The 20,775-nt window shown below is 53.0% G+C and carries 23 protein-coding genes; 11 read left to right on the top strand and 12 right to left on the bottom strand.

What is annotated here, in order from left to right; all coding sequences use genetic code 11:
* Positions 1-64: 64 nt before the first annotated feature.
* The 5 genes from BCA33_RS09770 to BCA33_RS09750 all read left to right on the top strand — a co-directional run bounded on the left by BCA33_RS09770 (position 65) and on the right by BCA33_RS09750 (position 6,111).
* Positions 65-739 (top strand): GntR family transcriptional regulator, encoded by a 675-nt coding sequence (locus tag BCA33_RS09770; RefSeq protein WP_071265382.1) that lies wholly within the window; start codon positions 65-67, stop codon positions 737-739.
* Positions 740-812: 73 nt separating this feature from the next.
* A complete protein-coding gene (locus BCA33_RS09765) occupies positions 813-1,835 on the top strand; it encodes a DUF6160 family protein (RefSeq protein ID WP_302848221.1) in 1,023 nt (340 codons plus the stop codon).
* 39 nt (positions 1,836-1,874) lie between these two features.
* Positions 1,875-2,933 (top strand): lysylphosphatidylglycerol synthase transmembrane domain-containing protein, encoded by a 1,059-nt coding sequence (locus BCA33_RS09760; RefSeq protein WP_071265380.1) that lies wholly within the window; start codon positions 1,875-1,877, stop codon positions 2,931-2,933.
* On the top strand, positions 2,930-5,167 hold the full coding sequence (locus BCA33_RS09755; protein ID WP_071265378.1) for a glycosyltransferase: 2,238 nt from the start codon (positions 2,930-2,932) through the stop codon (positions 5,165-5,167). The genes BCA33_RS09760 and BCA33_RS09755 overlap by 4 nt, the downstream gene beginning before the upstream one ends.
* Entirely contained in the window at positions 5,164-6,111 is a 948-nt protein-coding gene (locus BCA33_RS09750) for a DUF523 and DUF1722 domain-containing protein (protein WP_071265376.1), read from the top strand. The genes BCA33_RS09755 and BCA33_RS09750 overlap by 4 nt, the downstream gene beginning before the upstream one ends.
* A 9-nt stretch (positions 6,112-6,120) precedes the next feature.
* Here BCA33_RS09750 and BCA33_RS09745 read toward each other — a convergent pair whose 3' ends face one another.
* The 3 genes from BCA33_RS09745 to BCA33_RS09735 form a co-directional block, all read right to left on the bottom strand.
* The gene (locus BCA33_RS09745) at positions 6,121-6,870 is read right to left on the bottom strand and encodes a YdiY family protein (RefSeq protein ID WP_071265374.1); all 750 of its coding nucleotides are present in this window, start codon (positions 6,868-6,870) and stop codon (positions 6,121-6,123) included.
* A 41-nt stretch (positions 6,871-6,911) separates the two neighbouring features.
* Positions 6,912-7,928: a rhodanese-related sulfurtransferase gene (locus BCA33_RS09740; protein WP_071265372.1), complete on the bottom strand. Its 1,017-nt coding sequence runs from the start codon at positions 7,926-7,928 to the stop codon at positions 6,912-6,914.
* 139 nt (positions 7,929-8,067) lie between these two features.
* Positions 8,068-8,799, bottom strand: coding sequence for a thioredoxin domain-containing protein (locus BCA33_RS09735; RefSeq protein ID WP_071265370.1), 732 nt, complete (start codon positions 8,797-8,799; stop codon positions 8,068-8,070).
* Positions 8,800-8,926: 127 nt separating this feature from the next.
* On the opposite strand from BCA33_RS09735, the gene BCA33_RS09730 reads away from it, so the two are divergent.
* A complete protein-coding gene (locus BCA33_RS09730) occupies positions 8,927-9,892 on the top strand; it encodes a nitronate monooxygenase family protein (protein ID WP_071265368.1) in 966 nt (321 codons plus the stop codon).
* Between the two features lie 30 nt (positions 9,893-9,922).
* Here the strand turns inward: BCA33_RS09730 and BCA33_RS09725 are convergent, their stop codons facing one another.
* Together BCA33_RS09725 and BCA33_RS09720 are read right to left on the bottom strand one after the other, a co-directional pair.
* Positions 9,923-11,863 (bottom strand): methyl-accepting chemotaxis protein, encoded by a 1,941-nt coding sequence (locus BCA33_RS09725; RefSeq protein WP_071265367.1) that lies wholly within the window; start codon positions 11,861-11,863, stop codon positions 9,923-9,925.
* 168 nt (positions 11,864-12,031) lie between these two features.
* On the bottom strand, positions 12,032-12,433 hold the full coding sequence (locus BCA33_RS09720; RefSeq protein WP_071265365.1) for a hypothetical protein: 402 nt from the start codon (positions 12,431-12,433) through the stop codon (positions 12,032-12,034).
* A gap of 213 nt (positions 12,434-12,646) precedes the next feature.
* On the opposite strand from BCA33_RS09720, the gene BCA33_RS20230 reads away from it, so the two are divergent.
* Positions 12,647-12,820, top strand: a complete 174-nt coding sequence (locus BCA33_RS20230) for a DUF6435 family protein (RefSeq protein WP_139172967.1) — start codon at positions 12,647-12,649, stop codon at positions 12,818-12,820.
* Between the two features lie 20 nt (positions 12,821-12,840).
* Here BCA33_RS20230 and BCA33_RS09715 read toward each other — a convergent pair whose 3' ends face one another.
* Both BCA33_RS09715 and BCA33_RS09710 read right to left on the bottom strand, forming a co-directional pair.
* Entirely contained in the window at positions 12,841-13,188 is a 348-nt protein-coding gene (locus BCA33_RS09715; RefSeq protein WP_071265363.1) for a chaperone modulator CbpM, read from the bottom strand.
* Between the two features lie 15 nt (positions 13,189-13,203).
* Entirely contained in the window at positions 13,204-14,166 is a 963-nt protein-coding gene (locus BCA33_RS09710) for a DnaJ C-terminal domain-containing protein (RefSeq protein WP_071265361.1), read from the bottom strand.
* Between the two features lie 147 nt (positions 14,167-14,313).
* Here BCA33_RS09710 and BCA33_RS09705 point away from each other — a divergent pair, with 147 nt between their 5' ends.
* Both BCA33_RS09705 and BCA33_RS09700 read left to right on the top strand, forming a co-directional pair.
* Positions 14,314-14,823 (top strand): acyl-CoA thioesterase, encoded by a 510-nt coding sequence (locus tag BCA33_RS09705; protein WP_071265359.1) that lies wholly within the window; start codon positions 14,314-14,316, stop codon positions 14,821-14,823.
* A gap of 86 nt (positions 14,824-14,909) precedes the next feature.
* On the top strand, positions 14,910-15,353 hold the full coding sequence (locus tag BCA33_RS09700) for a YtoQ family protein (RefSeq protein ID WP_071265357.1): 444 nt from the start codon (positions 14,910-14,912) through the stop codon (positions 15,351-15,353).
* 36 nt (positions 15,354-15,389) lie between these two features.
* Here BCA33_RS09700 and BCA33_RS09695 read toward each other — a convergent pair whose 3' ends face one another.
* From BCA33_RS09695 to BCA33_RS09685, 3 genes are all read right to left on the bottom strand, one after another.
* On the bottom strand, positions 15,390-15,821 hold the full coding sequence (locus BCA33_RS09695; RefSeq protein ID WP_071265355.1) for a DUF3010 family protein: 432 nt from the start codon (positions 15,819-15,821) through the stop codon (positions 15,390-15,392).
* Positions 15,822-15,841: 20 nt separating this feature from the next.
* Positions 15,842-16,189, bottom strand: coding sequence for a PBPRA1643 family SWIM/SEC-C metal-binding motif protein (locus BCA33_RS09690; RefSeq protein ID WP_071265353.1), 348 nt, complete (start codon positions 16,187-16,189; stop codon positions 15,842-15,844).
* 280 nt (positions 16,190-16,469) lie between these two features.
* The gene (locus tag BCA33_RS09685) at positions 16,470-17,219 is read right to left on the bottom strand and encodes an NAD(P)H-dependent oxidoreductase (protein WP_071265351.1); all 750 of its coding nucleotides are present in this window, start codon (positions 17,217-17,219) and stop codon (positions 16,470-16,472) included.
* Positions 17,220-17,307: 88 nt separating this feature from the next.
* Here BCA33_RS09685 and BCA33_RS09680 point away from each other — a divergent pair, with 88 nt between their 5' ends.
* Together BCA33_RS09680 and BCA33_RS09675 are read left to right on the top strand one after the other, a co-directional pair.
* Positions 17,308-18,216, top strand: coding sequence for a LysR family transcriptional regulator (locus BCA33_RS09680; protein ID WP_071265349.1), 909 nt, complete (start codon positions 17,308-17,310; stop codon positions 18,214-18,216).
* Between the two features lie 111 nt (positions 18,217-18,327).
* Entirely contained in the window at positions 18,328-19,470 is a 1,143-nt protein-coding gene (locus tag BCA33_RS09675; RefSeq protein WP_071265347.1) for a cytochrome P450, read from the top strand.
* Here BCA33_RS09675 and BCA33_RS09670 read toward each other — a convergent pair.
* Positions 19,462-19,824: a hypothetical protein gene (locus tag BCA33_RS09670; RefSeq protein ID WP_071265406.1), complete on the bottom strand. Its 363-nt coding sequence runs from the start codon at positions 19,822-19,824 to the stop codon at positions 19,462-19,464. The two genes, BCA33_RS09675 and BCA33_RS09670, sit on opposite strands and share 9 nt — an antisense overlap.
* Before the next feature lie 11 nt (positions 19,825-19,835).
* Positions 19,836-20,711 (bottom strand): alpha/beta fold hydrolase, encoded by an 876-nt coding sequence (locus BCA33_RS09665; RefSeq protein WP_071265345.1) that lies wholly within the window; start codon positions 20,709-20,711, stop codon positions 19,836-19,838.
* Positions 20,712-20,775: the final 64 nt, after the last annotated feature.

Genomic DNA, 20,775 nt, shown 5'->3' with positions numbered 1-20,775 from the left:
TCTCCTGCCGGAGCAAGACCAACTTATGGCCTGCCGGCCTTAAAGACCTGTTCAGAGAACCTTTATGGATTTCAAGGTGCCTAATACCCTGGCGGAGCAGATCGCCAACTACCTGGCAGAACGAATTATGACCGGGCAAATACAGCCTGGCAGGCGCATTCAGGAGGCCACACTGGCCACTGAGCTCAAAGTGAGCCGGGCCTCGGTAAAAGAGGCGCTGTACACTTTGGAGCGCTGGCACTTGGTAGAAATCACGCCTCGCAAGGGCGCAGCTGCCTCAAAGCTCGATGCAAACCATGCCTCAGAGCTGTACGACGTTTACATGCACCTGCTGATGATGCTTGCGGCAAGGCTGTGTGAGCGCTGGCAGGAAAGCGATCGGGATCGCATGCTGGCTGTGGTCGCCAATGCTGTGGAGCAAATGAAAAAGCCATCGGTTGACCTCACCGCTGTGGTGGAAGCCAGTTTTGAGGTGATGGAGGCTTGCTGTGAGCTTGTAGGCAATGCATACCTCACCGAAGCACTCTCAAACTTTAAGCCAGCGGTGAGCCGCGCTTACTACCTCAGTGCGGAGCGCTATCGCCACGGTCTGACCGAGACAAGCCAGTTTTTCAATCGCCTTCCGCAGGCTGTATTAGCGCGGGATGTAGAAGAGGCCCAATCTGTTATCCGGGACTTTGCCGAGCACCAGAAGGTGATGATTCAAACAGCTCTGTCTTCTACCTCCAACTGTGATTGAGCTCACAGACATCTCGCTGCTTCCTGCCTATCGTAACAATATGTAACAAACAGACCGTAAAGCCGGGGCCATCATGATGCAGCCGCACACCTTTCGCAGCACGACGCGATCAACAGCGCTTTCACTCTGGGTGCTTGCACTCTCTTTGCCTACCACTGCCATGGCCGAATTCCAGCCATTGACGGACAGTACGCTCTCAGGGGTAACGGGGCAGGCCGGAGTAACCATTGAGCTGGAAACAAAAATCAACATCGATCGCCTGTCCTGGACAGATGAAGGCTCGCTGAATGTAAACGACATGCGGCTTTCCGGTCATAACAATACGGCTCTGGACAACCTGACGCTGACCGTGGACATTGCCGGCACCGGTGAAGTCCTTGAGCATGGCTTTTCGGAAGTTGCGCGCCGGGCGAATGCAGGGCTTCTCAGTACCAGCAATGCCGATGTCTCCGACGCACTAACGAAATATTCCGTGGGCGGCGAGTTTGGCAAGCAGTTCAACAGTGGCGATCTGGTTATTCACTTGGGTGCCACAGACTATGGCGACCCAACCAGCCTGACCGACTACCTGCAAGCGGTGGATTTTGAACTAGAGGTTGGCAGTATTACTACCAACGGTACTGAAGGCTCGGCTACCCTGTTTTCCGATGTGCTTCTGCAAGGCTATGTAGGGCCTACCGATCTGGTTATCCGTAACGCGGGCGGGGCAACCAAAACACTAGCCAATGGCAACGTCGTGTCTGGGGCCGAATTGCAGCTGGATACCCACTTTGAAATCACCAACGGCAGCCTGAACTGGGATGCAGCGGATGTCATTTTGCTGTTCAACTTTGCAGCCGTGGGCATCGAAGGCTTGCAGATTCATAATCGGCGCGGCAACGACACCCTAGGTCACTTTGGAATGGCAAGCGCCACTGCCAAGCTCTCTCGCGGTACCGGTTCGGTTTCTGGCAAAGAAGGACTTTCGATTCACGAGGTCGAGTTCCGGGCCGACATTGATATGCCTGTGTTTAAGGTAGGCCAAGTCAGCATTGGAAGCGTTCAGTTCACCGACTTTGCCATTACAGATACCACCATGATGGTTTATGGTCACTAGAGTCCTGTAAACTGCCCGTCTAATTTTGACGGGCTGCTCATGACTGACAACACCGACACCAGCTACCAAAAACGTACCTCCGCACAACGCCTTATACTGTTCAGCCTGCTTTTTATCGCGCTCACAGCGGCAGGGCTTTACACCGTGTACGATCAGTTCGCGGGGCGTAGCATCCGTTTTGATAGCCGGCTGATTGCACCACAAACCCTTGCGGCTATTGCTGCCCTGTTACTGGTGTATTTCGTTTCTGATGGTTTGCGCTTGCACTTCACTCTGCGCGCGCTCGGGCACCGCTTGTCCTTTCCGACAATATTTCGCTTGGTTTTTATCAACCTGTTCTTTTCCAACGTCACTCCCATGGCTACCGGCGGCGGGTTCGCACAGATCTGGTATCTGCACCGTCATGGGGTTCCGGTGGGCAGAGCCACGGCTGCAACCACCATTAGAACCGTATTGGCCGTGCTGTTCATCTTTTCCCTTACGCCTGCTTTCTTACTAACTCTGGATGCATTTGATGGCCAAACCATCACCGCCGATCTGGGTTTCGCACTAGCCATCCTCATCCTGCTGTATCTGGGTTTTTTCATTACTCTGCTGTTTCGTACTCGCTGGCTTATCGGGCCGCTCAGCAGCCTGCTTCGAACGCTTAATCGCTGGCATATCATAAACGACACCCGCCATAGGCACTGGCAGTTCAAGGCTAGACGGGAAATGCTGCGATTCTCACACAGTTTTGGTGACTACCTTCGAGGCAGGCCTCTTTTCGTGGCGCTGTCAGTCCTTTTTACCGCCGTATTCCTGCTTAGCCTGTTCAGCTTTCCTGCCCTATTGATATACAGCCTGGGTTACGATGTTGATTACCTGATGTCGCTGGGGCTGCTGGTTGTCACTACATTCATTATGTACTTCTCGCCAACACCCGGAGCATCCGGCATCTCAGAAGGTGTCTTCGGCAGCTTCTTCAGCGATATCCTTTCAGGGAACCATCTGATTCTGGTTATTGTAAGCTGGCGCCTGATCACCATTTATCTTGGCATGATCATCGGCCTGATCGTGCTGCAAAGAGAACTGATTAAAAGTCGCAGGAAACCCGGATGATTTTCCGAAACCCGCCAAAGCTACTGTTCTATCTCTGCCTTTTAATCGTGGTACTGCTGGTTGGCTATAAAGGCTATCTGAACTTTTTCATGAAAGACTTTGCCGGCGTGCACACCGAGCAGGTAGAGCGCATTCATCGTGATATATCCGCCACCGAACCCTTCAGCTTTGCCGTGGTGGGTAACATCAATAACTCCGTCGGCATTTTTGAAGAGCGCATTATTCCAGAGCTGAACGCCTCAGGAATGGATTTTCTGGTTTCAGCCGGCAACGCTGTGAGCGGGGGTGGCGAAGACAAATATCGCGCCCTTTATGGAAGCCTCAGTCACCTGAATATTCCTTATTTGCTCACATTTGGCGCCCATGAATACGATAACTTTGGCAGCTTCCGTTTTTACGACCACTTCGGGCCGCACTTCTACAGCATTCAAGCGGGCAACAGTCGGCTAATTTTTCTGGACAGCACCGGAAAAACACCCTGGCAATGGCAGATTCGTTGGCTGGACGACCTTCTCAGCCAGGACAGTTCGAACGCCCGATTTCTGTTTATTGGGCATCCTCCTCTAAAGCCCAAGGAGGATGCCCTGTTCGACCAGCCGGAGGACTACCTTGCACCCTCGGAGTTTCGCAATGCGCTCATGAGCATGGTCGAAAAACACAATATTGATGCAGTATTCTCCTCCAACCTCTCGCTGTACTCAGAGAAGCAGTTGGGTAACACGCTGTTCGTCACCACCGGCGGCGCTGGTGGGTTAGTATTGAACGACGACACCAGCTTCTATCACTACGTGCGAGTGAATGTTAGCCCGGCGGGCGAGATCACCCATACGCTTCAACAACTAGAAGTTGGCCAGCATCCAATCCTTAAGCGACTCGAGAGCTTCTGGTTCTTTGTGTATTCGCTATTTTATGCCGGCTATCTGAATTTCCTCCTGATTGTGGCAGTGTTTGCCGCCATCACAATCAAACTCTACTCGATCATTTTTGTGGGCAAGGATTACTACCCAGACTACAACCTGGATCCGACACCATGGCTGGAGAAGCCGTTAAGGGTGGCCATGTTCACCAATAACTACCTACCGTTTATAGGTGGCGTGCCTATATCCATTGCGCGACTCAGGCGAGGGTTAGAAAACCTTGGCGACAAGCTATTGGTTGTAGCGCCGCGCTACAAAGACCAACCAGAAATAGAAGAGCGCGTGCTCCGGGTTCCTTCGCTTCTTGCCATGGGCGAGAAGCGAGAGTTCCGGCTGGCCAATATCTTTCTTGGCCGTATCCGCAAACGTGTGCGGGCCTTTCACCCAGACATTATTCACCTACACCACCCGTTCTGGCTGGGCTCGCTTGGGCTTTTTATGGCGCATCGCCTCAAGGTCCCAGCCATTTATACATACCATACCCGGTTAGAGCATTACGCCCATTTTGTGCCTCTGCCGGGGCTTATCTTCCGCAATCTCATCTCTCATGCACTAATCAAACGCTTCGCCAACAAGTGCGATGGCGTTATCGTGCCCACTTATTCAACTGAGGAATACCTTCGGATGATCGGTGTGAAGACACCCACATTCGTACAGCCCACAGGGATCGAGTACACACGTTTTCAAACAGTCACGGACGCTGAGATTGCAAAGCTTCGTAAGGCTCTGAAACTGAACGAAGAGAAAATTTTCATCAGCGTGTCACGGCTGTCGAACGAGAAAAACATTGACTTCATGATCGACGCCATCGGTGCGCTGCGCCAGGAAACAAGCAGGCCTTTTCACTTCCTGATGATCGGTGAGGGCCATCAGAAAGATCGCCTTCAAGACAGGATCCGGGAACTCGCCCTGGAAAAACACATCACGCTGGTTGGCGCAGTGCCACCGGAAGATATGGCGGTGTGGTACCGCCTGGGCGATGCCTTTTTGTTTGCGTCAAAATCCGAAACTCAAGGTATGGTCATACTGGAAGCCATGGCCGCAGGCCTGCCGGTGGTCGCCGTGCGGTCAAGCGGCATTGAAGATGTTGTCCGCCAAGGCTTTAACGGTTTCAAAACCCCCGAGCGACAAGATCAGTGGTGCGCACAGGTAAGGCGGCTGCTGGAGGATGACGAGCTGCGTAACACACTTTCCAAGCAAGCTCTGGCATTCGCCAAAGATTTTTCAGTTGAACAGTTTGCCAGTGATGTTCGCGAGATTTACGCTACTACTTTGGCACTCAATGATAAAAAACTAAGCAAACGGAGAGAAACGTGAGCGACATTCCTGTGGGGATCAGCACTTGTTTGCTAGGCAAAGAAGTTCGCCATGATGGCGGCCATAAACATTCCAGATACTGCACAGAAGTGTTATCACAGCACTTTGATTTTCGGCCTATTTGCCCAGAACTGGAAGCCGGTTTGGGCGTCCCCCGCCCGGCCATTCATTTGCGCGAATACCCGAGCGGCATGCGCCTGTTAGACACGAAAGGCTCTGCCGACCACACCAGCGCTATGCAGGAGTTCACAAACGGAATTTTGCCTGAACTGGCCCACCTGCGCGGCTACATTCTGATGGCTAAATCCCCAAGCTGCGGCATGGCGCGTATCAAAGTTCACAACCCGGAAGGCCAAGTAGTGCGCCGTGATGGACAGGGAATGTTTGCAGAAGCGCTCATGCGTGCCTACCCGTTGCTGCCGGTAGAAGAAGAAGGCCGGTTGAACGATGACGCACTGCGGGAGAACTTCATTGAGCGGGTGTTTGCCTATGACGACTGGATGCAGAATGTGGCGAGCGAGAACCTCACTGCGAAAGCGCTAATCGAGTTCCATACCCGTCACAAATTCCAGTTACTGGCGCACTCAGAGAAAATCTATCGGCAGCTTGGCCCCATGCTGAGCGACCTAAAATCAGACGCACTGGAAGCCATCGCGAACCGCTATATTCAGGCATTTATGGAGGCCATGAACCAGAAAGTAAGCCGGGGCTCACATATAAACGTAATGCAGCACCTGATGGGTTATTTGCGGGATGCTATGGAGGGCGAGGATCGCAAGGTTCTGATTGAACAAATTGACGCCTATGGCCGCGGCGAGGTGCCTCTGATTGTGCCCATGACATTGCTGAGGATGGCGCAGCGCAGGGAACCCGCAGATTACCTGCGTCTGCAACAGTACCTGGCCCCCTATCCGGACGAATTGGGGCTCAGGAACAAGGTGTAAGGTTTTAGCTTAGAAGCCGTACAACAGTGAGAGGGACGTCTCGGTATCGGTGGAGGCTGTGCCGGCCGGCGCATCGGATACATGCTTCACGCGATAAGCTGCCTTCATGGAGAGGTTGCCCATTATGTTTGCTTTGATAGCCGTCTCGGATTGGCTGATCACGTTGTTTTCATCCAAACCAATTTCGGTACTTAGCTTTTGATGAAACAGCGCGTTTTCAGAAAGCGCATAGTTAAACTGCGCAGCCAGACGTGCAATTGCTTCGTTCTCAGCATCGTCACCGTCGGAGTTCACAACTACCAGCTTGTTATAGCGATAACCGACACCCGCCGACAGATCAAGGAATGAGCGCTCGCCACGCTGCCAAACTCGATTCCCGTAACCGGTGGTGGCAGTGGATTCAAAATCGTACCCGGAAAAACGATCTTTCTCGTAGGTGCCGCGCAAAAACCAATACTGGCTTTCATCAAACTTGTAGTTCGTTTCAAGAGCCGCTTTGTACTTCTCAGCGGTGGTTTGATCTTCACCCGTGTCTTCATTTTCAGATTCAGAGTAGTTGGAGCTAAACTCGGCAATGTTGCGCCAGTCTATTCCCTCATGAACCAGCCCTAAACGCCCGTTTACGTTGGTCTCGTCAGTATTACCAGAAGTCATAAGTACGCCGAGCTCTGCCTCGCCTTCCCAGTTTTTGTCATCCTGGCCATAAGCAAGTGGTGCAGCCGAGATGGCGATAATGGCAACGGTTTTCTTAAATCTCATGAAAGCTCCTTGAATAATTGGTTCAAGCGTATTAACACTTGTTAACGCACGGGTAGGTTCTGACACTCACCTTTCAGGCTTTTTTCGGCCTGGCGTTCACGTTCAGATTTCTTGCGCGCTTTACGTTCAGCAATAATGCGGGCGGCGTCACCGCCCACATGGGACTCTCCTCGAGCCTCTGCCAAGCGCATCTGAAGCTCGCGCTCGGCGAAGCGCGCCTTCTGGTCTTCACTCAGGGAATCGATGCACCTGCGGCAGCTCACACCCTGCTGGTAGCCCGGGTGTTCTTTATCCGCCTCAGTAATCGGGCGACGACACGCATGACACTGGTCATAGCCGCCGCGCTCAAGACGATGATTGACCGTAACCCGATCGTCAAATACAAAACATTCACCTTTCCAGAGACTCTGATCTTCCGGCACCTCTTCCAAGTACTTCAAAATGCCGCCCTTTAGGTGATAAACCTCCTCAAAACCCTGCTCCCTCAGATACGCCGTGGACTTTTCACAACGAATGCCACCTGTGCAAAACATGGCAACCTTTTTATGTTTTGCCGGGTCCAGGTTCTGTTTCACGTAATCCGGGAACTCGCGGAAGGTGTCCGTGGCGGGGTTCATGGCATGTTCAAAAGTGCCAATCTCCACTTCGTACTGGTTACGGGTATCCACAAGAAGCACTTCCGGGTCTGAAATCAAAGCGTTCCACTCATCGGGCTCTACATACGTGCCCACGATGCGTTTCGGATCAATGCCATCAACGCCCATGGTGACAATCTCTTTTTTGAGCTTCACCTTGGTGCGCTTGAACGGCTGGATATCTACGAAGGATTCCTTGTAATCAATACCACTAAAACGCTCATCGCTGGCCAGCCAGGCCTGCACTGCATCAATACCGCTGCGGCTTCCGGCAATGGTGCCGTTAATACCTTCCCGGGCAAGCAGGAGCGTGCCGTGCACACCGTTGGCCTGCATGATATCCAGCAATGGATGACGAAGGGTTTTGTAATCATTCAGAACGGCGAACTTGTAAAGCGCGCACACAACAACGTTGTTGCTCATGGGGATTCTCCTGCGGGCCGGATCGTAAATCCGGAGCATGGGTTTGTTTATCTGGAAAGATTAAGCCAGAGAGGGCGCAGATTTTAACCCACTCTGGCTTTTGTTCAAGTCAGGGCTGGCCGAAGCCTGAAGCTAGCAGTTACTTTCCAGCGTTGGAAAGCTCTCGCTGCACAACAGCTGAAAGCTGCCCCCAACCCGGGCGGGTAAGGCGAATGTTGTCCACAAGCACCGTTGGGGTGCTGGTTACTTGCAACTGCATGGCAACGCGGCGGCTTGCTTCAACGGCTTCCCGATGCAGCTCTGTTGTCATGCAACGGCGAAAGCGGCGCTCTTCCAAGCCCAGATCGTTACCATAACGGGTGAAGGTCGCAACGGGGTCGTTAGAGGTATTCCATTCAGACTGAGAGTCAAAGAGGCGATCATGCATCTCCCAATACGCGCCTTGGTCGCCGGCACAGCGGGCAGCCTCAGCGGCTGGAAAAGCATTCTGATGCTGTCGCAACGGTAGGTCGAAATACACAAAGCGTACCTGCCCTGCCTCAACATATTCCTTTTTCAGTCGCTTGCTGGCCTCCGAGAACATACCGCAGGCCGGGCACTGGTAGTCTGCAAACTCCCGCACAACAACCGGGGCGTCATCAGCACCTACAGAAACTCCGTATTGGTCCAACCGCTCCGGAAAGGCTTCTGCATTAGGCACAGCGACTGGCAACGCATCTGACGTTGGTTTGGGCGATGCGGTAAGGAAAAAAGCACCGAGCACAATAGCGGCCAGAACCAGCACGCTCACGCCGATAACCAAAGGCTTTTTCGAGGCGGTTTTTCGGGGCGGCGGTGCACCGGTTTGTTTACGACGATTAGCTTCACCCATTCTTTACTCCTTTTGTTTTACAGAGGTAGCCCGATGTTTGTTAGCAAACGAACGTTCCCACAATTGCTCAAGCAGGCTAAGATCCTCTATATCCTACATAAGTTCCAATACAAATTAAGGAGATCTCATGCCACTCCCTGCCTTTCGCAAGAATTCTCTCAGCCTGCCCCTCATCGCAGCCCCCATGTTTATCATCTCCGGCCCGGAATTGGCGCTTGCGTGTTGCCGAGAAGGCATAGTTGGCAGTTTTCCAGCGCTTAACCAACGCACCAGCGAAGGGTTTGAAGAGTGGCTGATCCAAATGAACGAGGGCCACGGAAAGCTGAAAGAAGAACACTCTGAAGAAAATATCGCCCCCTATGCCGTCAACCTGATCGTGCATCGCTCTAACCCGCGCTGGCAGGCTGATCTGGAGTTGTGTGTAAAACATCAAGTACCCATCATCATCACCTCGCTGGGCGCGGCGAGCCAGGTGGTGGAGGCCGTTCACAGCTATGGTGGCGTGGTATTTCACGATGTAACCAACCAGAAGCACGCGCGCAAAGCCGCCGAGGCAGGTGTGGACGGGATTATTGCGGTTGCAGCCGGCGCCGGTGGGCACGCGGGCACCATTAACCCGTTTGTTCTGGTGCATGAAATACGCGACGTGTTTGATGGCATCATTTTGCTGGCCGGCGGGCTATCCCACGGCGAAGATATACTGGCCGCCCAAGCCCTTGGTGCGGACCTGGCATACATGGGCACACGCTTTATCAACACCACAGAATCCCGGGCAGAAGATGCCTACCGCAACATGATCATTGAATCCGTATCCGGCGACATTATTCATACTCCAGCGGTTTCTGGCATACCCGCCAGCTTCATGCGGCAAAGCCTGGAAGCCGCCGGGTTCCCTATGGACAAGTTAAGCCAGGCTGGCGAAATCAATTACGGCGAAAAACTCAAGCCGGTGGATGACGAAGCCAAAGCTTGGAAAACTGTGTGGTCAGCCGGTCAAGGGGTTAGCCAAATCAACGACGTAGTCAGTGTTCAGGCTCTGGTATCGCGGCTCAAACAGGAATATGAAGGCGCACGGGCACGTGTTTGCGGGTAAACAAACACAACACCAAGGCACCCCGCTCCCTCACACGCGGAACTGGGATGCTTTGGTTTGGAGTGCGGCAAGCAGTTCGCTGATTTCTGAGCTGGCATGGTCAGAGCGCTGAATCGCCTCAACAGTGCCCGAAGATGAGCGGGCAATATCTTCAATACTGACGCTGAGTTTTCCTGCCTGCAGGCCTTCTTGTTCTGCCACAGACGAAATACTCAGAGCCTGTTCCTGCAAACGGCTGAGTAACTGATTAATCTGATCGAAGTGCTCATCCGCTCTACGGAACTGGGCAGACGATTCCGCAACCTGCTTAGACACGTCACCAATCACCGATACTGCTTGTTTGCTGCCCTGCTGCAACTGCGCAATGATGGCTTCAATTTCTGTGGTGGATTTCTGAGTCCGGCTTGCCAAGGTTCTTACCTCATCCGCGACAACTGCAAAACCACGGCCTGACTCCCCAGCCCTTGCGGCTTCAATGGCCGCATTAAGAGCGAGCAGGTTGGTTTGCTCGGCAATGGCGCCAATAACCGACAACACAGAAGTAACTTCTGAGCTTTGGTTGTTGAGTGTGCTGATCGCTGCTACAGCTCTTTCTACATTGGATACAACCTCATCCAAACGCTCGCGCACGTTCCGGGATATCCCCGCGGTGGCTTCACTCTCTGCACTGACACTACGCACAGCCCCCGCAACCTCTTGAATGTTACCCGCAACCCCGGCAATGCTGTGGGACATAGCCGCCATGGTTTCCGATACCTCTGCCACTTCGCGCTGCTGGGCATTAACCGCTGCAACCGCATCGCGGCTCACCTCTCCCTGGATTTGCGCCTGCCCGACGGCAGACTCTGCGGAACTCTTAACATCGGATACCAGCTCCTGAATGCGGGCGATAAACTGGTTAACACCCCGGGCCATCTCCGTCAGCTCATCATTGCCCTTCAGGTTCACCCGGCGGGTCAGATCGGCCTCCCCATCAGCGATACCGCGAATGGCAGAGTTCAAGCGAAGGATACGTGGCAGAACGCCACCCCCAAGCACAACAGCCATCAAAATCAAGAGAATAATCATGGAGCTCACTGCAACGACTACCAGGCTGGAGGACAAACCAGATGCTTCTGCCCGTAGTGCGTCTACTGTGTCGCTAATACTCGATTGCGTATCAGCACCCATAGCCGAGAGCTGCTCTTGAAGCCGCTGATTAACTTGTTCGGTTTCCGTATCAAGCGTTTGACCTGATGCATCGATGGTGCTCGCCAGAGTCGCGCTAAACTCCTCTTTAAGTTGGGCAAGGTCTCGATTTATACCTTCCAGCGAAAGTCCAAGCTTTAGCTGGCCAATAGCGGAGCCTTTTGGCTTTATGTCTGCGGTTATGATGACGATATTCGGGTCACGATTAGCCGCATCAAGCACGCGGCTGGCCGCGCCACGGCCCTTGCCTTGTTTCATAAGCTTAACAACACGCTCATCGGTACGGTCTACGTACCGAGTCATACGCTCACTATACTGATCAAAATAGACAGCAAACAGCACCGAATCTCTGGCGTCGGCCAGTTCCACAAGTTCGGTCAGTCTTGGAATGTCTCTGTCCCAGATCAGCGGCCCCGCAACGGCTGCCAATACATCTGCCAGGCCTTGCGTTTCCGCCATAACTGCATTGCGCACATTCTCTGCAACTCGCTCCTGCTGGTCGGTCTGCTGCTGCGTAAGCTCATTAGCTAATTCACCAATGCTCTCCTCTCGCATAGTCTGCAAGCGCACCCGAACATCGTCACGGGTATTTCCAAAGGACTCGCTAAGTTCACTACTGCTGGTCTCAAGTTCTGAGCTGGCAGTGTTTACCAGTCGATCAACCTGCTCTGTGATCAACCATTGGCTGATCACAACTTGTGCCACGCCTGCAACAATCAAAACCAGAAAGACCGGCCGAAGCAGCCGGCTGGAGATCAGACTTTTCAGAAAGCGAGAGGCCATGGGAACTCCCTTAAAGTGTTATTCCGGGGCCGGAGTATTTGTTTTTGTCGTCGTTAAGATACTTCGCACCATAGTTGTAGCAAAGCAAACAATAAAAGGGGACTTCTTTATGTAGGGTTTTGTTGCAGATTTATAAAAGATGGTTGGCGCACTTGCCAACACCTGCAGTCAGGCTTCATCGCTATGCCGCCTTCCTGCAACTGAGCCAGAGCGATGCTTCTGTCGCCTCGCTTTGGGCGAGGTTTCAAAACCGGGGACATCCTGTATATAGGTACTCCGCCTGAGTAGCACGCAGCCACTATCTACCTGCTCAACAATGCCTTTACGCAGTAGCTCATTGAGAACCACAGAGGGTGCAAATCCTGGATCCACAGCTTGTACGAGCTGGTTAAAGGAAGGCTCACTCTCATTGCTCATAGCCAACAGAACCGGATGCTGATTTTCATCAAGAAATGCAACAGCGCTGATCCAATGCCTTACCACTTCGCGGCTAGACGCAGACAATATAGTGCTTGCAAGCTCGGTGGGTTCCCAGCGACAAACAAAATTGGGCGGGCTGCTGGAATTCATGATGCTTTCTCTCTTTTAGAACCGGACGAGGTGTTTCTTCAAAATAGAAAACACTGGTGGCGCCTTTACTACAAACCACACTGTGGTTCACTGTCACTACAAGATTAGATACGTCCTCACTGGGGATCTGGCGCATTTCCTTATTGTAACTGGTGAGCAAAAGTAACGACACCGACGTAAAATTCTAAACACAATGCAAAACGAGACGAAAGCATGCTGGGATTTTTAAAGGGCAATCCGAAAAAAAAGCTACAAAAAGCCTACGAGGAAAAATTAACAAAAGCGCTGCATGCACAGCGCAATGGGGATCTGAGAAGCCACGGAACCCTAATGGAGGAGGCAGAAAAGATTTACGCCGAGATCAAGGCGCTCGAAGAAAATCAATAAAACGGGTTTGGCAAGGAGGCTTACCACTCTCCCGTTAATTGTCGCAGCTGGCGCTTAACCCGCTCCATCTCCTTCCGCATGTCTTGAACTTCATCCAGAAGCTCCAAGGACATGGCCAGGCCAGGCAAGTTCATTTTCAGATCTCGCTGTAAGCGCAGGGCCTTGTGCAAGCGGGCAAGGGCAGCCACATCGAACACCCACTGGCGGGCCTCAGTTGCCGGCTCCACTGGCGTGATAATGCCGTAGTTTACCAGTTTAATTACAAACTCCGCGTGACACTCACCCCGCTCACACACTTCGTGAAGGGTGAAGGTGCTGCCATTAGAGTCCATCACTTCAACGGTCAGAATGCTGTTTTTGTCACTCATCCTTTACTCTCCCCCTCACAGATGGAACTTGCGGCGTGGATCGAACGCTTTCTCGGCTTCGGCGAGCTGCTCGTAAAGTTTCTCTGCTTCTTCGGAGTGCTGTTCCGGCACGGCTATCTGCAAGATAACCATCTGGTCGCCTGGGTGCTTACCCGGCAGCCCTTTACCCTTGAGGCGCAACTTGCGGCCCGAAGAGGTGCCTTTGGGCACCTTCACATTCACTTTGGAACCCACTGTCGGCACAGTGATTGTCGCACCCAACGCGGCCTCCCAGGGCGCTATCGGAATGGTAACAACAACATCTCGGCCTTCGATACTGAACAGCGGATGCGGCGCCAGCTCTACCTCAATCAATAAATCGCCCGGCGCTCCGCCACCTATACCAGGCGACCCCTGGCCTTTAAGTCGCAGATGCTGCCCTTCCCGCATGCCTGCGGGGATTTTCACTTTCAGGTTTTTCTGGCGCGCAACAATGCGGCCTTGTTCATCTGCCTCATGCACTACAAAGGAAACCTGCTTCTCGATCCCGTTAAACACTTCTTCCAGTGAAAGCGGCAGCCGTGCGCGAACATCTTCTCCACGCATGCGCACGTTCTGCCGATAACCACTGCCAGCGCCGCGCGCCGAACCTTGGCCGCCACCAAACATCTGTTCAAAAAAGTCGCTGAACTGGCGAGTATCTGCATCGGTATAACCGCCGCTGCCAAACCCTGACGAGCTCTGCCAACCAGGGGGTGGCTGGAAAGACCCGTCTGACCGGGTACCGTGCTTGCGCAGCTGGTCGTACTCGCCGCGCTTTTCCGGGTCTTTCAGCACCTCGTAAGCCTCACCGAGATCTTTAAACTTCTCATCGGCGTTATCCTCTTTACTGACATCCGGGTGGTACTTTCGTGCCAACTTCCGATAAGCTTTTTTAATCTCCTCAGGTGAAGCAGATTCACTCACACTGAGTACGGCGTAATAATCTTTGAAATCCATCGAACCCCTCGCATCTGGTCAAAGATTGTTCTCTGGTTATATATAATTGGCGCGAATGGAGGAATTACAAGCTCTGCACAGCGCTTTCAAAGATGTAGTACCCTCATGAACAACCTTAGCCCAAAGCACTCGCAAAGAAAGGATGTTATGCCTGAGAACTCGTCGAAACCCGTATCCGCATCTGCCATTGAGAAGCACGTTTACAAAGTCTTCCCTAATGACATGAACGCCCACGACACTGTTTTCGGGGGCATGATTATGGCGAAGTGCGACCGCCTGGCACTGGTGGTTGCCGAGCGCCACTCGGCTCATGTTTGTGTGACCGCTGCGGTGGATTCCATCCACTTTCGTGCCCCGGCGAAGGGTAACGATACCTTGCTGTTCAGTTTGTCGCTGAACCGCAGCTGGGGATCGTCTATGGAAATCGGCGCCCGGGTTGTAGCTGAGAACAGTTATACCGGCGAGACACGTCATATTCTGTCTGCGTTTTTCACATTCGTAGCCCTGGACGCCAACGACAAACCCGTGGATGTGCCCGCAGTCATTCCAGAAGGGGGCAAGCAAAAACGACGGTTTGATAATGCAGAGATTCGCCGAGAGGGGCGCCTGAAGACCCGGGCTCAGCTTGCGAAGGTGACCGATGACGAAGAGGATTAACGAGGCTAAGATTCTGTAAAGTGCCAAGCTATGATAGGGTCTCGCAGGTTCAAACCTCCCCTATCAACGTTATCTAGGAGAACTCCATGATCTGGACTGTGTATCTCTCTGGCGAAATCCACACTGACTGGCGTGAGCAGATTCAGGCTGGAGCAGAAGCCGCCGGATTGCCGGTGGAATTCACCGCACCTGTCACCAACCATGAAGCCAGCGATGCGGCAGGCGACATGCTGGGCAAGCCAGAAGTAGGGTTCTGGCGTGATCACCAGTCATCCAAGGTGAACAGCATTCGCACCAAGACTCTGCTGGAACAGTGCGACTTGGCGGTGATTCGTTTTGGTGACAAGTACAAGCAATGGAACGCAGCCTTTGATGCCGGGTTCTGTGCCGCCATGGGCACACCTTACGTTACTCTGCACAACGACGATATTATCCACCCCCTGAAGGAAGTAGACGCATCCGCCATGGCGTGGGCGCAAACTCCCGAGCAAGTGGTTGAGGTTCTGAAGTACGTGACAACCGCACAGTAAACCCCAGGATCATCTGGAGAAAAGCAGCACCAGCAGCTATTTCGCCAGATGCCCCACATAAGCTGCAACAAAAGCGGCTTCCTGAAACACTTTCAACCCTGTCGCTGCAAAGGGAACAGGCATCGGCTTGGAAGAAAGTGTCGATTTGATGGTCGCAGGTGAGAACAGGCTCACCTCAACATCCGCGGCTGGCATCAACTGAATAGCCGCTTCCATTTTGAAGCTGATGGCCCCCCCAGCAAACTTGCCTTTGGGCATACGCTCCTTAATCGCCACTTTTTTTACATCGTGTTCCGCCAAAAACGCCACAAAAGACGCCTGAAACTGCTGCAAGTCTTCACGGGTATGGTTCTTTTTCAACGTAATTTTGCGAACCTTGTTCTCTGGCAGGCTGAACTGCCCCGCATCCAGGTTCAGCAAACACACCACGGCATCACTGCCACTGAGCTCAACACCGCAAATAAGCATGGGTACTCCTTTTCTGTGTATTAGGCACAGCACTTCTTGAATTTCAGGCCGCTACCGCAACTACATGGGTCGTTTCGAGAAGGCGTTTTAGCCTGCTTCTTAATGGTGCTGCCCTTGCTCAAAATCGCGGTAAGCTCCCCAATAGATTCGACAGCGCCGTTGCTGGAATCGAGCGTGATATCCGCATACAGGTGAGCCTCTTCCACCAGTGCCTCAACCTCTTTCTTGCGGGCTTCGCAGGTAACCACAAGCTTCAACGGGTGCTTTTTGCTACCGCTTTTTTGACTGGCGTTGGTTTGGAAACCGCCGTAGGTCGTGTGGTGCTGGCGTGCATCCTGTCGACCTTTGAAGAAAAATTTATCAGACATGCTGAAACCCTGATGAATTGAAATAGGCAGACTGTTCCTGAAACACACGCTTGAACAAGGCCGCCGCCGAGATGGCCATCTTTTAGCATGCTTGCAAGATTCGTTATATAGCGGATTAAAGAAATACTCGGCACAAATCGCCTGTATTCCGTGCCAAACAGGTAAGGCCATATCTTCAGCCTCCTCGTTGGGACCACCTGTTCGGCTCTTGAACGCCCCTTCTTCGATGGGCACACGGAACAAAGCCGTCACTTTGCGTTCTTTGGCATTGGGAGCCCGCTCATAGCCGCCAGCGCATGGGGTGGCTGGCTTTCAGCACTCCGTCCGCATCCCAGTCATCCCATCCTGTAAACGGAATCGCGGACTCGTTTTCCAAACCGGTTAAACGGGCAGCCCAAGCTTTCTTCGCCGCTTTCAGATGCTCCTTGAACTCACCCTCCTTCTGATAGGCAAGGCCACCACCCTGAACTCCATAATTCACCTGGGGTGCGAGCACATCATACCCAACGTAATACAGCGACGATTGAATCGGCCACAGCCATTCCACCATGTTGCCCGCACGCCCGAACGGCATGAATGTGTGTTCCGGCGAACCGGTAGTGACGGAACAAATAGCGCGCTTGCCTCGAAAATACCCGTGGTTGTAACGCATACGCCCAGAGTAGAGACCTCCGTATACTAAAACCCGATCAAACCAGCCTTTGAGTATCGCCGGCTGAGCATGCCACCAAAGGGGAAACTGGAAGATCACAAGTTCTGCCCATTCCAGCCGCGCAATTTCTCGCTGTACATCCTCGGGCAAGGAGTTGCCCTCGTGATGCGCCCGCTGCTCCGTCAGTGGGGCAAAATACCTGCTATCCGCTCTTTGCGTATACCAGGATGCCCGCTCAACGGGATCAAAACCTTCCATGTAAAGATCATCTATCTCAATCTCATGGCCAGCATGCGCCATCACCTCGGCGGCCAAGTCGACCAGTCCACCATTGAATGAGGCCCGCTCGGGATGAGCCAGTAATATAAGCACCTTCATGTAATAACACCTCTGTCCATATGTCTGGTGACAGGCTAACCTGTTGAATAGAGAACAGACATTCCAAAAACTTGAGATGTTAGCTTGCATGAATGAACAATCAATCCGTTGGGATGACCTACAGATTGTACTTGCGATCGCCGAAACTGGCTCCTTGTCCGGTGCAGGGCGCCTCCTGAAAGTGAGTCATGCCACCATCTTTCGCCGCTTGACAGATATGGAGCAACGAATCGGTGTAAGCCTCTTCAACAGGACACGCAGCGGCTACACCCAGACCTTGGCAGGCGAAGACCTGACGGCTTCTGCCGCCCGCATTCGGGCGGAAGTTCTGGGCGCCGAACGTCGCATTGCAGGAAAAGACCTCAAACTCACTGGCACCATTCGCGTTACTACCACCGACACTTTATTTTTTGGCCTTCTGGCCAAGATATTCGCGGGTTTTCGCAAGAAACATCCAGAAATCGAGTTGGAAGTCGTCATCTCCAACCAACTTCATAGCCTTTCCAGACGCGAAGCCGATATCGCCATTCGTCCCACCCGCAGCCCACCGGAAACACTCGTTGGTCGGCGGGTTAGAGATATTACCCAAGCGGTCTACGGCCAACGCGAACAATGGCAGGCCACTCACTACCCCCTGCCAATACACAATCTTTCAACACAAGCGTGGATAGGGCCGGACATCCACATGGGCGACGCCAATCTGGAAAAATGGATGACCGAAGGTGATCGCGGCGATCATTGCCATTACCGAGTCGACTCCATGCTGGGAATGCAAGGAGCCGCACGTGAGGGCTCAGGGATAGCGGTACTACCCTGCTATATCGGGGATTCCGACAGGCAACTCATCCGGCTTTCCGAACCGGTGCCGGAATTGACGACCCAACTTTGGCTGCTAACTCACCCGGATCTGCGGCGAGTAACCCGAATCCGGACCTTTCTCTCAGAGGTTGGAGAAAACCTGCGTCAGAGCCCTGAATCAAATATGGCGACAAAATGAATCTACAGCAAGTGATGCAAAGTTCGGCCAGCCTTGTTCTTTCGCAATTTTGATTTGAACAATTGCAGTTATGCTAGGCGGGCAACATATTGTGATGGCAGAGGAGTCAATATGACTGACCACATGCCGGATGATTTGTCCGTAGCTGGGTGCGACTTGCGAGCCTACACCGACGAGCTACGCCCCAAACATCCTGTCGTGCGAAATATTAAGGGAGAATGGGTGCTGCTGCGCCATACCGACGTTCTGGCTGCAGCTCTGGATAACAAGCGGTTTTCCAGCCAAGTCTCTCGCTATTTGCAGGTCCCGAATGGGCTAGACGGAGAAGAACATTCCCTCTACCGCAACGTTATCAAACAGTATCTTTCCCAAGAAGCGGTAGAGCCGTTCGTACCCATATTCAAACGCGTCGCGACTCAGCTGGTGGCGGAATTGCCCCGTGGTGAAGTACTGGATGCCGTAAATGACATAGGTGCCGTGTTTGCCGTTCGTGCTCAGTGTGCCTGGCTGGGATGGCCTGCGGAACTGGAGCCAAAGCTGCTGGCCTGGATGAAAGAAAATCATGCGGCTACCCGTTCCAGTGACCATGCCTGGATGGCGGACATAGCTGAACAGTTTGATGAGATCATCCGCTATGTTGTCCAAACCCGTCGTGCAGCTGGCAGCAATGCGCCCGACGACCTAACCACAAAGCTCTGTCGTGAGACCGTCAATGGGCAACCGCTCACAGAGCCAGAACTGGTTTCAATTCTGCGCAATTGGACAGGCGGCGATTTAAGCTCCATCGCTCTGTGTGTTGGTGTGCTTATCGCCCATCTAGCCCAGCACCCCGAGCTTGTAGATCGGCTGCGAACTGCCCCGAATGCCGAGATGGAAGCGATCATCGATGAGATACTGCGCATCGACAACCCATTCGCCTCCAATCGGCGCGTGACCACCTGCCCCGTTCGAATCGGTGGCCGGGAAATCCCAGTTGGTGCAAAAATTAAATTGAACTGGACATCCGCCAACCGCGACGAAGCTGTGTTCGGCAACAACCAGTTTGATCCAGAAGGGAATGCGGCCGCGAATATTGTGTACGGCGCCGGAAAGCACATCTGCCCAGGCCGGCTTCTAGCCACTTGGGAACTAAGGATTGTATTACAGACTTTGCTCAGCGAAGTGCAGTCCATTGAACTGGTGCCAGGACAACCGCCAGAGCGAGAAGTTGCGCCGGTAGGTGGATACCACAGAGTTCCGGTGTTGCTAACTTGACGAGCTCGGAGCCAGGCAATTAATCAACGTAATCGACACATCCCGGAAAACGGCATCTGACGCCACAATGCTCGGAAATCGATCGTACACCCCGCGCCGGCAGGTTGAGGTGCGTGCCTCTGCCTGCTTTATGCAGCGGGCTTTGTCGCCTTCGGCTTTGCCATTCGCCTGCCCGCAAAGGGCCGGCACCTGGGTAACAACCCAATCCACGGTTGTACTAAGCTTTACGGGATTTTCCTTCAGATTGGTAAACCGACTTGCATCAACCGTTTGCGTCTGTTCTCGGGTTTGGTCCCATAGAACAAACAGCAGCGCGGCCAAAACCAGGGTGACAGTAACGATCGGAAATTTCATAGAAGTGTTCACTATTTCACCGCCAGAGCAGGTTCAAAAAAGCCATTGATATACCCAGCCACCTCTTCTGGTTTTTCCTCATGCAGAAAGTGTCCGGCTTTTACCTGAACAACCTGAATATCCTCAAAGCAGCCCTCAATGTGATTCAGGTATTCGGGAATGATCACATGATCCCGGTTGCCGTAGATATAAATGCTCGGCATAGGCCATACATGATCGGATAGAGTAGCCCAGCGTTTGGCATCGCTATTGAAGGTACGATAATAGTTGGCTGCCGCGGCAGGCGTGCCGGGGATGGAGTACATGCGCACGTATTCAGCAATCGAGTCTTCCGGGATAGGGTGCTCTGCCCCTCTCATGAAGTACCGGAGCCAGACTTCCTCGTTTCCGGGAATCATCGCTTCTGCCATGCCAGGCGCTTGCTGGAAGTGCTGATACCAATAGCTGGCGCCACCTGTTGAGCGCACTTTCTTAACAACCTCCATGTTGCCATTCAAGTTATTGATCACAGCAATGTTCATGATACCCAATCGGGTAACCCGTTCCGGGATCGCCAGCGCCATCTCCTGCGCAACAATGCCTCCCCAGTCGTGCCCTATAAGCTGAAACTGCTGTATACCAAGAGCATCCAGCATGCTGATCACATCCTGTGCCAGCTCTGCCTTATGGTAATGCTCCTCGCCGACGGCGCGCTCACTGTCGCCCAAGCCGCGCAGGTCTGGCGCGATGATTTTGAACCCGGCAGCCAAATGGCGGCTAACGTGCTCCCAGGAATAGGAGCTTTCTGGCCAACCATGGATCATCACCAATGGTGCCCCTCGGCCAGCGTTGCGGTATGTAAAGGTGCCACGGGGTGTCGTCAGTGTTTTGGAGTCGCTCAGAAACATTAGCCGATGCATTCCCTGTTTTTGGAGTTACCAGAAATCCGTCTGGGATAGTAGACTGAACACA

Source organism: Marinobacter sp. AC-23, from assembly GCF_001858325.1.
Taxonomy (GTDB): Bacteria; Pseudomonadota; Gammaproteobacteria; order Pseudomonadales; family Oleiphilaceae; genus Marinobacter.
Note: the sequence above shows the minus strand (reverse complement) of the source record. Positions and strands in the feature narration are given on the sequence as shown.